Origin of the sequence: Christiangramia qingdaonensis, from assembly GCF_048381525.1 — a bacterium.
Lineage (GTDB): Bacteria > Bacteroidota > Bacteroidia > Flavobacteriales > Flavobacteriaceae > Christiangramia.
Genome location: NZ_JBLWIM010000018.1, coordinates 1,667 through 14,203, shown reverse-complemented (window position 1 = coordinate 14,203; position 12,537 = coordinate 1,667). Strand labels below are relative to the sequence as shown.

At 33.1% G+C, this 12,537-nt stretch carries 13 protein-coding genes; all 13 read right to left on the bottom strand.

Annotated elements, in window-relative coordinates:
- A partial coding sequence (locus ACNI3T_RS13890) for a carboxypeptidase-like regulatory domain-containing protein (protein WP_418228333.1) occupies window positions 1–962 on the bottom strand: 962 nt, incomplete at its 3' end.
- Between the two features lie 155 nt (window positions 963–1,117).
- Window positions 1,118–2,416 carry a hypothetical protein gene (locus ACNI3T_RS13885; protein ID WP_418228332.1) on the bottom strand — a complete coding sequence of 433 codons (1,299 nt, stop codon included), beginning with the start codon at window positions 2,414–2,416 and terminating at the stop codon, window positions 1,118–1,120.
- A gap of 196 nt (window positions 2,417–2,612) precedes the next feature.
- Window positions 2,613–3,281, bottom strand: coding sequence for a hypothetical protein (locus ACNI3T_RS13880; protein ID WP_418228331.1), 669 nt, complete (start codon window positions 3,279–3,281; stop codon window positions 2,613–2,615).
- A gap of 85 nt (window positions 3,282–3,366) precedes the next feature.
- Complete coding sequence (locus tag ACNI3T_RS13875) at window positions 3,367–3,717, bottom strand: hypothetical protein (protein WP_418228330.1); 351 nt, start codon at window positions 3,715–3,717, stop codon at window positions 3,367–3,369.
- A 327-nt stretch (window positions 3,718–4,044) separates the two neighbouring features.
- Window positions 4,045–4,629 (bottom strand): hypothetical protein, encoded by a 585-nt coding sequence (locus ACNI3T_RS13870; RefSeq protein WP_418228329.1) that lies wholly within the window; start codon window positions 4,627–4,629, stop codon window positions 4,045–4,047.
- 77 nt (window positions 4,630–4,706) lie between these two features.
- On the bottom strand, window positions 4,707–5,645 hold the full coding sequence (locus ACNI3T_RS13865; RefSeq protein WP_418228328.1) for an endonuclease/exonuclease/phosphatase family protein: 939 nt from the start codon (window positions 5,643–5,645) through the stop codon (window positions 4,707–4,709).
- 374 nt (window positions 5,646–6,019) lie between these two features.
- Window positions 6,020–6,550, bottom strand: a complete 531-nt coding sequence (locus ACNI3T_RS13860; RefSeq protein WP_418228327.1) for a hypothetical protein — start codon at window positions 6,548–6,550, stop codon at window positions 6,020–6,022.
- A gap of 157 nt (window positions 6,551–6,707) precedes the next feature.
- Complete coding sequence (locus tag ACNI3T_RS13855) at window positions 6,708–7,325, bottom strand: hypothetical protein (protein WP_418228326.1); 618 nt, start codon at window positions 7,323–7,325, stop codon at window positions 6,708–6,710.
- A 1,155-nt stretch (window positions 7,326–8,480) separates the two neighbouring features.
- Complete coding sequence (locus ACNI3T_RS13850; RefSeq protein WP_418228325.1) at window positions 8,481–8,762, bottom strand: hypothetical protein; 282 nt, start codon at window positions 8,760–8,762, stop codon at window positions 8,481–8,483.
- 551 nt (window positions 8,763–9,313) lie between these two features.
- Window positions 9,314–9,577, bottom strand: a complete 264-nt coding sequence (locus ACNI3T_RS13845) for a hypothetical protein (RefSeq protein WP_418228324.1) — start codon at window positions 9,575–9,577, stop codon at window positions 9,314–9,316.
- A gap of 197 nt (window positions 9,578–9,774) precedes the next feature.
- Window positions 9,775–10,722, bottom strand: coding sequence for a competence protein CoiA family protein (locus tag ACNI3T_RS13840; RefSeq protein ID WP_418228323.1), 948 nt, complete (start codon window positions 10,720–10,722; stop codon window positions 9,775–9,777).
- A gap of 204 nt (window positions 10,723–10,926) precedes the next feature.
- Window positions 10,927–11,937 carry a hypothetical protein gene (locus tag ACNI3T_RS13835; protein ID WP_418228322.1) on the bottom strand — a complete coding sequence of 337 codons (1,011 nt, stop codon included), beginning with the start codon at window positions 11,935–11,937 and terminating at the stop codon, window positions 10,927–10,929.
- A gap of 239 nt (window positions 11,938–12,176) precedes the next feature.
- On the bottom strand, window positions 12,177–12,537 hold a 361-nt coding region (locus tag ACNI3T_RS13830; protein ID WP_418228321.1), incomplete at its 5' end, for an RDD family protein.

The window sequence follows — 12,537 nt, the reverse complement described above, 5'->3', positions numbered from 1 at the left end:
ATTTTATAGTCCAGAGGAAGAAGTTCTGAAATTCGTTTTTCAGACATTATCCCTTTTAAAAGGACGGCTTCTGGTGGTGAGGGATTTCCAAATTGATCTATAGTAAATGCACTTTTGGAAACAATCGCAGATTGATCTGTCTTATCATAGAGAATGCTCAATTCATCTGCCAGTAACTCGATCTTCCTATTATTTCCTTCCTCGCTAATTTTGAAAAATTTATAGGTAGGCACCTGGAAACGTTTATGAAAGATCGCGAAGTTGTTTTCTTCCAGTTTTTGTTTGTAAAGTGATCGCATAAAATGCAATGACGAGCCATAGTAACTACGATCTCTGTTTCTCAATGCCTTTCTACCGGTTTTCTTCTTTAATGGCTGGAAGTAGGCTGAACCGGCGAAATAGGTAGAATAGGGTAGTAGTAGACCGCCGTTCATTTGGAATCCTAGTTCAAAGTCGGCAAGCTGGTATCTAATTGCGTAACCCAAATATTTATTATGTATGATTAGAGGCTCATTTGCGGTAGCGATCAATGTTTTTTCTGATGGTGAATATCTAAGCTTAATCGCGTCCTCGTTTATGATCTTACAGTCATACATTGCGTAGTTCCTTCCCAGGAATTCTTTTCTGAAATGCTGAAGTTTTCGGGATCTGCTCCATGGGTCTGTTTCAAGGTAAACTGTCTCCAGTTCCTCACGTTTAATGGGTAAGTAATATTTTAAATCTAGAGGATTTTTCAATATTTCTGAAGCATCTAATACAAGAGCTTCGTAACCTAGAGAAGTAATTATAAGTGCGGAATTATTATCCATGAAAGATATTTCAAAATCTCCATCCTGGTTTGAAGAAACCCCAATACTGGTTCCATCAAAGTATATGGAAGCACCAATGATCGCGGTTGAATCTTCTGCACTAAGAACGGTTCCAGAGATCTTATTCTGGGAATGGACCGTTCCGCCGATCATTAGCAATAGAACACAAATAATATTTATGAATCTACTTCGAAAGAGAAATTTGCACATATATAATTGTAATAACGCTCTAATATAAAATATTTAAATTTCAGAAAAGAAAAAGCCATCCGGAAATGGATGGCTTTCGTATCGAACTGTTAAAAATGTTATTGAAACAGGTGTTCGAATTTCTGATATTCATACTGAATGATCTCGGGTTCAGCTGCTGTAAACTCTTCCAAAGCTGCCTGATAATCTTCAGTGTCCTCGAGTAATATCCCATTTCTCTGGTTCTTGAAGGTGGAAAATAATTTGACTTCGAACCATACTTTATTTAGGATCTCCATTTCATTCTCACTCACTAAATTAGTACCGTTTAAAATGTCGTTCATACGTTTTTGTGCGACCTTGTTCACTTGCTCAATCGCTGTTACATGCGTTGGCATATTGCGCAATGCGCCAACGACTATAAGATTTTTCCCGTAATGAATTTTATTTACGTACTGATCTCCATATTTAAGAGCAAATAAGTCGGGATCTTCAAGCCGTTCTGCATCAATAGCTAACCTTTCGTCTCTGCTAACGTCAATTATTGCGGCATTTCCTTCATTTTCTTTATAACCAAGGATTAAAACCTGGTCTTCAGTATAAGGATATTGTTCAATAATAGATTGATACATCTCAAAATTAACTGCGTGCTGCACTGCAAATTTTGAAGCTGGTGGGTGCAAACCTGCATACTTTCTGTATCCAATCACATCATCTTTAGGATTTGCATTGAATTGCCAGATAGGACTATGCATAAAAGAAGTTCCTATTGTTAAGTAGCCGTTTTGAGGTTCATCAAAAGGATTAGCCTTAGGAGCATGGTTGCTGGTTAGAATACCCGAACCAAAATCATCCTGACCATTAAATTGCTGTTCCAGAATCATTTCAGAATTTTCGGTGATCTTAACGGTTTTTACAGCTGTTTCCAGATCATAAGTGGTCATGCTTTTATCCCGGCCGTTTGAACTTATAAATTCAATGGAATTTATTTCTCCATTTGTGTAAGTGTGTATCGAAGTTCCTAGTTCGCTGTAGACGATTTTTTCTGAAACTAAACCATTCTCATACTCCGTTTCGAACCAAACATCGCCCTCAGGAGTATAGTACTTAGACCATAGAGGTCGGTTTTGCTCATCTCTTCTCACCTCCATATATAATTCCCGATCATGATAGAAGTTATATACTTTAGCCGATTTGATGAATCCGTTTTCATGATATGTAACCTCATGTATAGGTTGATCTTCTGAGTATATATGTTTTGCTTCTTTGATCCAGCCATTGTCGTACTGACTCAGAATTTTTAGATGATCGTCAGATTTGATGGAATAATCGATTGATGGTGTGCTATCATCTGCCGTACAGGAAGAAAATAGAACTGTAACTACCAGTAGTAGCGACAGGTAAAATTTGTGATGCATTGATGCGATTTTTGATGTTTGTCAAATTTAGAAATTCCCGTTTGATATCCAAATATAATTGACCTCCTCACTTCAGCACTATTAGCAGTGTATAGCGAACAATAGCAAACATTCTGTGCGCTAATGTATTGAACTACTAACGTTTAGGGCTAAACCCTTTGTTATTTGCTCATTTTCTTCGGAAGAAAATAAATTTTTACTCTTCAGATTCAATAAATTCAATTTCGATCAGGTAATAATGCGGAATATCGAAAGCAGTACCCAATTTTTCAGGATCAATTTCAGACTGTGCGACGCGGCAATAGGAACCCGACCCATCAGGATTTCTATTGGGTGTAATAATCGCCATCAAATGAAAAGGTTTATTGATATCTTCCTGCAATACTTTTTTACTTCCGAAGAAATCTTTGGCGACATACCTGCCATTGTCGTTGGTAAGTGCGAAATGAGATTGTTTACTACCAAATTGTTTACCCCTTAGCCAGATCTTAAGGTCTCCCTGATCGATCTTACTCATCAATTTAAAGGAAGTATTACTGGAATCGACCTTGAACATTTTGTTACCGCGCTCGTCGAAAAGGCTACTGGTTTCAATTAATTCACCATCCAGAAATTCTTTCATTCTAAGTACATAATAACGCCCTTGGATAGATTCACCGTTAAAATTGAACTCAGATTTATTGATATTCTCGAAATCATATAATAGCTGCATTTCTTCAGTCTCTGCGCGACTGTTCAGCGTTACATCGATCATAGCTGTTTCAGCCTGGATCTGCTTATTGATGACTTCTGAATTCTCGATTTGATCTGATTGCGCCTGAATCAACAGGGGAAGTAGTGCCAGGCTTAGAAGTAATTTTTTCATTGGATTATTTTTATAGATTCGAGAGCAAATATTCATAAGTCAATAGGAACATTTTTAAATATAACCTGTAGAATTCCAATTATCATTATTTCATATTGGACTCAAGTTTGCTTATAAGCTCCTGAGCTTTGACCTTTAAAGAATCTAGTTCTGAAGCCTTGCCAGAAACAACAAATTTGATGTTATCTACTGTTGTGGTTTTTAATCGGACTTTGCCGTTTATTTCGAAAATCAGGTTAATTTCTGTTTCAGGAGGATTGTTTGCAAAGATCGTATCCAGAGAATTCCAATCGAAATCGGTTAATTCACTTAATTTTTTAGTCTCAAACCTAAGTTCTGTAACCGAATAAGGTTTTTTAGGATCTGGCTTCTGTTCCTGAGCATTTATGCCGGTAAAACAGAATAGTAGTGCAATTACTACGAATTTGAATTTCATTGTTCTGTCGTTTTAAAGAATACAGGATCTACTTATTGGAGTACATCAGTCTTCAGGGAATAGTTAAATATACATAACTGACTGAAAATAATTGGTTATAGTCATAAAACTTTCCGAAGTTATTTTACTAGTATAAAATAGTAGCATCAACAAATTATTACTGATTTAAAATTTACAGTTTCAGAAAATAAATAACTTCAAGCTACAGTATTACCCGTTCTAACGGCGTCATATGTAAATTCTAAAATACAGATCTAATTTGATGAATATAGTGGATTGAAAAGTCACCATATTACCTTAATTGGATTTTTTTAAGAAATCAAAATTTTAAAAAGTATCTGCAAGGAAAGCGATCACAAAGATCCATCCTAAATATAAAATCGTATAGGTGAATGAGTAGGACATAGAGAGCACAATATTTCCAACAGTTTTACCGGATCTATTAAAAACCAGTTTTAATGCTCTAAAAAACACCCAGTAAAGCATCAAAATAAGGATGAATAAAGTAAACCAGAACAAAGCTTCCAGTAATATGAACAATAAAATCATGGCCACCGTCATGAGGATCCAGAGCAGTATGGAAATAAGAATTCCTGCTATCCCATCACCAACAGCTGAAGTAGGCATTTCAAAATTACCCGGAGTATCATCACCAAAAAATTCACCCTTTGTATAACTTCTGAATTTGGGGAAATTATCCTTAAGTCCGGCGCCGGTGTAGAGTCCGTAGGTCATGAAAAGGAATAGAATAACTCCAATAATAGATAAAGAAAGGTAGAGGTTTGTAGTGATTCCTCTATTGTAGCTCATTCCATTTAGCCAGACACTTAGAAAGGTGGTGGTTATAACGAGAATAGAAATTATAAATACGGTTTTGCCTTTAAAGTAGCTCTTCTTTTCTGATTGTTGCATTAGTAGAATTGTAAGTGCCGAGGTTTAATTCAAATCTAATATTTATTGCTGGCCAGGCTGAAACAAATTTATATATTTTAATTGGCTTCTAAACCAATGCTCATGGTGATTGGAAGGTGATCTGATCCAATATTTGGTCCTGTTGCTCTCTTAGAAATCTGTAGATGTTTGGATACTACGAAATGATCTAAGGTTGTCTGTAATAGCTTATAATCGGCGGGCCAGGTTGGAAGAAGACCAGAACCAATCCTGCTATCCTTCAAATTCTGCTTCAGCAAGCTATCAAAATGAGGTGAGAAGGATGAAGTATTGAAGTCACCGGCTATAATTAGATTTTTAGAATATCCGGGAATATTACTGGCTATATTGGACAGTTGCTTATTTCGGTTCAAGAATGATTGCTGGCCGATAGGGGGAACTGGATGAGTCGCCACGATCGTAAATTGCTGTTGTAGAATACTCACATTTGCAATAATGGAAGGTTTATCATTTAGACTGAAATAGTCCACGGAACTTGTCATTTTATACTTGCTTAATAAAGCGATCCCAAAATTATCATTCCGGGGAACAATCTCTTTGTACTTATAGTCTGCTATTACTGGCTCTAGATATGCTAACCATTCTGGAGTAAGCTCCATTAATATCAGTATATCCGGACTTTCGTTCTTGATGAATTTTGATGTTAATTGCTTATTCGAATTACTGGAAAGTAAGTTGATACTCGTTACCTTGAAATGATTTTCAGTTACAGGAATTGTTGTTTCGATGTAATACGGGATGATAAAATAAAGATTCCATAGGATGTTAATGCCTAATATTAGAACTGCTAGTACCTGTTTTCTCAGCAGAATTAAGGTAGGAAGTACTAATAAGATCGAAGTGATAAGAAGTTGAATCTTAAAATTTGAAAATATATCTATTAGCCAATAACTTTTTATGAGATGGGGTAGTACAGAGGCTAATAGAATTACGACTAGCACTATCCAAAGGATTCTAAGGGCAAAGGTTTTTCTCATTTAACAGGTGAAAAATTAATTATATTGAATATTGAGAGAGATGGCTATTCCAAGTCCAATATTTTTTCAAATTCTCGTTCATATGTATTCTGAAATGCATAAATACCGATAGTTTTATTAAAATAACAGTTTAGATCTGACTTTTTATCTATTCTCCTAAATGAATTGAAATGAATAGCTATATTCTATAGCCAATTTGAATTTAGTTGTGATGAATATATACGCGACTGGAACGTGTCAACCTTTCGATGACCTAACTTTGGCAGGATAGATTGGACTATAGAAACAGGATATACCGAAGTAATTTTAACACCTGATTTGTTGCGTTAAATTATTAAACTTGATGTTTTTTATAATTTCTATTTACCACAAAATTAACAGCGACTCCAATATTCAATCAAAACTAGCTTGCCTTTTTTAAACTGAAATAAATAACCGTCGCCTTGCATTTTATCCAGGTTGGGAATAAATATATAAATTGATTGATCGGATGAATATTTATCATCAAATTTTCCAAATATTTCTTGTAGCTTTTCTATTGTTGTTTCTTTATCCAAGTCAACGCCACCATAATTTAAAGTATATATATCGCTATTGAATTTGAATTCAGCTAAAATATAATCAGCTTCTCTATTTCCGGTAAAGACGATGTCTTTATAAACCATTGATTCAAATTCTTTCATTTGTTCTGCTGATGAAAGAAAGCCACATTCATAATCTGGATTCGTTATTTCTATAGGTTCTCCAAATTTTTCCAGAATTAAACTCTTCGAAGAACAAATACTTTGACCATTAACCTCTAACTTTTTAAAATCAATATCCTGCGCTAGCATTGGTTCAGCAAAGATCAGCAGTAAAAATAAAATGGTTGAGAGCTTCATACTATTTAAAATTTGAATTTTCATTTTGCTTTTTGTCTCCGGTTGAGGGAGCAGTATTATTTATTAGTCAATTTCACCATCTTTTTCTCGTTTCTAAGACACACTGTTTCGCCTTTTTATTAATAATTCTATTTTTTAGGTGACTTACATATTCTCAATCCGATAAGTTATACATTTAATTCTAATTTGGTCTTTCAGGAATGTAAACGAAATCAATTTCGATATTATCTTTATATCGAACTACCATAGAGCATAATACCGAAACATTTTTTCCATCATCAATAGCTGGTTTCATAACGGGCAGTTTCCTAAGCACTCTTAAAATTTCAGCTTGAATGTTTAATTCTGTATCTCTCACCTTTATGCCGGTTAGATTTCCGTTTTCTGTGATTATAAAAAAGGATTCAACCTCCTTTGGTTCTGAAAGACCTAAATCCTTCAATAAATCTGAGTTGAATTCACCCTTAACAAATTCAGCTACTTTTTCTTTGAAGCATTCTCTTGTTTCTTTTTCAGATAGATCTTCACAACCATTATAAACTGGAGCAATTTCTACATCTTTCAATATAATACTACCGTCAGAAGTATAGATTGCCATACCATCATTTTGCGAAACTATGCTGCATAAACTTAATAAAGCCTGTTCCTCTTTTGCCGAAACATTTCCTTGTGCCATTATTTGTTCCTGAACAGCATTGATTTTCTTTATTAAATCACCTTCTGTGTTTTTCGAAGAATCAGATCTTTCCTTACATGAAACGCATAATAGGCCTATAAAGAGCATTACAATTACTATCATACTATGTGATTTTTTACTCCTTTTATTTATCAAAATGTATCTCATGAGTTGGATTTTTCGGCTTGTTGCAACAGTTTGTGTAGGAGCAATAGCGGATTTCTAGACGTTACTTCTGGTAAAACAATATACTTTAATTTAGACAAAAACGGTTCGAGTTTTTACTCAAACTGTTAATGTTTATGTACCGTGTTGGCAGTAGTTTTATATGGAATTTTATTTTCTTAGTGTAATAATAAAACTTCTCCCAGCAGTTTGCTTGCAGTGGTTTTAGATACTTCTTGCACATCTAAGATTAACTTTCCTGCAAAAAACTTTAGCGGTAGTTTTATCTGTTTCCAATTAAGGACCTTTTTAAATCACCCTTCTCTTTAGATAATAAATAGAGTAAATATGGTGCTAATACAATAATCCCTAGAATCATTGCTACTATCGCAATTACAATTGAATTAACTGAGAACTTGTCTCTCCAAGCAATCCATAATGCTGATAGTATTAAATAACATCGAAAGTCTAAGGCGAATTGACCCATCCAAGTCATTGAAGTAGCGAATTCTTGTGCTTTTGCCAGGAAATTGGCACCACCATTTTGGATTGCAATAACTGTATAAATTAATAAACCAAGTGTGTGGATTATTAACAGACCTTTAAAAAAGTAGTGTTTATTTTTTTGTTCCGTTGTAACTTTAATTTTGAGTGATTATTTGTCTTTAGCTGACGCCCATATTGGTCCAATTGCCAATAGAAGGACTATGATATTTAAAAATGCATTTAAATTATTATCTGAAGCGATTGGACCCGTATTATCCAAAGCAAGCCAGGAGAGTGAACCAATAAGGACACTACGTCATACAAATTCAGGAGCCTTCTCATAAATGAACCCACATTAATAAGCACCATATCATTACTCCCCAACCGAATAAGAAACCTCCTGTGAATGCAAATATAAATCTTGTTGTAGGTTCAGTATAAACTAGAACACCGTCTATTGGCCAACTTAAAAAGTCTAAGGTCGATCGGGCTGCTTCAGAAATACTGAACCTGGATCCTATGAAAAATATCGGATCAAAAGAGCCCATCACAAAGGCGGTTGCTTTTAAATTACTTATGGAATTTTTGTGTTCTGCAAAACGGAATTTGCATATCTGACCTGTTTGATTAGATCAAATTTAAGGTCTCATCCGTGATCCCTGCGCTAATGGAGCCTTTTAATTCTCGTAGCCTTAAATCTGTTATTTGCTTGGTTTCATATTTCTCTTTAGAAAAAACTATTATTACAAGGGAAATCAAAATGACTAATTTCAAGATCAAATCAAATCTTGATTGATCAATATTTAGCCATTTGATATAAAAATCATTTAACAAAAAAGCTATTAGAGTGGTAATTCCGATGATAAGACCAATTGTTTTATAAAAAATAGGTAAATGTTTTCCGATCATTTTTACGTATCATTTTATTATTTAATAAAGTATAAGATTTTATAGATTTTACTTCTGGAGACATTGCAGAAAACGATTTGGATTATCGCAAGTTGGCGGAGTAGGGACTCGGACTTGTCGGATTAATATTGGTTTGTTGATCAAGTTAATTATTTCCTTTTAACGCTGCCGCTTATTGGCGATGAACCGTTGTTGGCGGTAGTTAATTTATTCTATATATGTTGCTTAGAAACTTCTTAACTACTTTCAATTTTACTTTACCTCAATTACATTGTTTAGGCAATACGGAGACAGCTAGGTTCATTCTGTAGTAACAGGTTTACTTAATTACTTTTATCAAAGTCTTTATAGTTCTATAGTTATCTGCATTATCAAAAAAAAAAATTAAATTTCTTTCTTTTTATCCTAAGATTAATCTTTTGATCATTCTTCTCAACTATCAATATTGAGTTGAAAAATCTTCTGTCAATTTGCATGAAAATGAATCCATCACTTTCTTTAAAATTTACAACTTGTATAAATTGTGATTTCAATACTTCTCTTATTTGGTTTCAATTTCTTTCGCTGTAATCTATATAAAATGAGTGCTTTGATTCAAGAAAATCCTCAGTTTTGATATCATCAAACTTTTCATAATCGAAAACATGCAAGAAAACAATTAGAGCTGCGATTCCAATACCAGCTACAAAAGGTATATATCGGTGCTCAATATCAGTTCCATTCCTAATAATCCATGCAAGGTATCCGAGTGGAAACATATAAATCGTCTTCACTAGAAACTTCCCTATTTTTGAGTGCATTAATGAAATATCCATTTTAGATTAGTTGGATTAAGTCCTTAAATTAGTGAGCATCTAATTAATTACCGCCAACGGTCTCGTATATTCGTCAGTTGTGGTAATGAAGATACGGATTTTTCCGATTTAGTTTTTTAGTTCCTGGTTTCTATTAAACTTTCTTTTAACTCAATGGCCGCAATTGCGAATATGCGTTGTTGTGCGCTGGCTTTTACCTAAATATTTGTTGGTTTTTCTATTCTCCAATATTTTGTACAATCACTACCAAAATTTGAATTAGGAATTTCACTTTTTAATCTTTTACAAAACAGATCATAATAAGCAAAATGACTATTATTTTTAGCAATGAATTTACAAGAATAGCAATTTTTATATTTTAAATCTTTAAAAGCATATTCTTTTACTAGATTTAAAAATTCTTCCCCTCCGTATTCTTCTTCTTGATAAGGGAGAATTTTATAGTACTTAAAATTGTTACTATTTAGGTCCCGAACTATCTTTTTCATTGGAGTATTTATTTTGATACTCTTGTTATTATTCAAAACAGAAAATACTTCAAAACTTTTATTGCAAATTCTCGGGTCATAATATGTTTTGTTTTCCTTTTTTATTTTGAAATTTAGAAATTTGATATTTTCATTGTCTGTTGGGACTTCTCTTTCTTCTATAAATTCTAGGTCAGTTTCGTTTTTTAGTTGAATCTCAATGATTCTAATTCCGCTATCAATTTTCGTTTTATCACAAGTGTGAGTTACTGCAAATTCAACAAAAATTACTTCATCAGTTTTTTTTGATTTTAGAAGAATATCTGCTATAAATCCATTGTGGCTCTTTTCAATTTCAATTTCATCAAACCGCTTTGTCAAATCAAATTTCTCTGATCTAAAACCTAGATCACAATTGATGTTAATTTGATTAATATTCATACAAGAAGTGCAGGTCTGATTTATTAGATACTTAATAAAGAATGGTTTTTTATTTTCTAGAGAATGTAAATACTCTTTATAGAATTTAAGTTTACTTACTTTATGTAAATAAGATTCGTAACTACAGTTGCCTTCTACTTTATGTGAAAAATATTGTGCTTTTATTTTACCTTTTCTTGGAATTAAAATTCCACCGCAATTGCAACAGGAATAGATTTCGCTTAATTTCTTATCCACATTTCGAATATGAATAAGTTCATTTTTTTGGTTTATGGCGTGTAGATTTTTCATTGAAAGCTTGCGCACAACGGTTACGGTTATCGCAAGTTGCGGGATTAAGGACGCGGACTTGTCGGCTTAGTTCTTTTCTTTACTGGTTTCTAAAATTACACTTTTTCGACAATACCCGTTATTTGCGATGAACCGATGTTGTGCGTAGTTTTATTCACTACTAGTGTTTGTAATTGTTTCATTTAGTCTATCTATATGTTTAGACTTAATTTTATGGGAATTACCGTGAATATAATTCCGATAAATAATTTCACCACTTTGAGCATTTATAATTTGTAGAAATCTTGGAGTATTGACTTTTACAAATCTCAAATAATAAATGTCCTTTCCTTCTAATATCATTTTATTAAGAGCGTGGTTTTCGATTATTTCATATTTAAACTGATATTCTTTAAAAAGGTCTTTAAATATTTCCTCTTCTGAATCTCCATTCTTCCCAGCAAGGATGTTGTAATCCTCATCCATATATGATGGTACATATAAAATTTTATTTGATAAAGAATTTAATGCTGGTAAATAATCATCCGCATACATCCAATATAATTTTTCTGCCTCAAGTAAATCATTTACTTTTTGGAAGTAATTCTTTAGATATCCAGATTTATAATTAAAGAAATATTCGTCATTAAACTTTGAACCTGGGATTTCATTTATACCTATATCTAAAACTTCTTCATAGAATTTACTTCTTGGATTAATATAGAAACGTGCTATGTTAGAGGAATTTTTTAGAATTATTTCAATTTTGTTCTTCTCCCATTTTTTTGAAGATACCTTTTTACTCTTCTCCGAAATTTCTTCATCATCAAATATTCTTATATCAAAAAAAACATGTAAGGAATAACCACCACTTCTACTTAAGTGTAAAATAGTTTTTAAATCTGCGATTGAATACTTACCATTTATATAATTTTCAATATTAAATTCATTGTGGTCAACTATTTCATAAGGAGTAACCGTCCAAGATTTTTCGAGGATTTCCTGGTATTCATTTTTTTGGATTGTATTTGGTAAGACAAAGAGAGTAGTAGTTTTTTTAAATTTCTCAAATTCACCATTCTTAAACTTTTTAGGTTTTCCAATATGGGTTGGACCAATAGAGATTTGAGAAAAGGATGTAAACGACACAATAAAGCAGAGTAGAAAAATAATTTTTTTCATTGTAGATAGAGTTATCAGAACAAACGGTTATATGTAAAAATTAAATAAATGCAAAAATCTTTATTCTAATGAAAACGAATTAGTTATAAAATTACGCACAACGGTCTCGGTTATCGCCAGTTGGCGGAGTAAGGGACGCGGATTTGTCGGATTAGTAATGGTTTGTTAGTCAAGTTAATTATTTTCTTACTAACTGTGCCGCTTATTGGCGATTAACCGTTGTTAGCTCGCGTATTTTACTACTGACTAACTTCTACGCCAGCTTTTTTATCTTGAATCTTTATGATTTTAGTTTTAGCCCAAAGATCTCCCAGTCTCTGATTGTGATCGGTATTTTTGATTGCTACGATGGCTGGAATTCCAAACATACATATATCGATAAAATCCAATAACCTTCTCCTTAATGCTTGGGTAAAGTCGATCTTACTACCATCTATATTTCTTACTTCTAATTCAAATAATTGATGCCCTAAAGTTGCAAAGAAGGTTGCTTCAAATAATATGAAATATATAAACCAAAATAGTATTGGTACAAAAGCTAATAATCCTGTTACGTGCTTGCCACCTTCACCATTATCTACTCCAAAAAAACCAATGAAT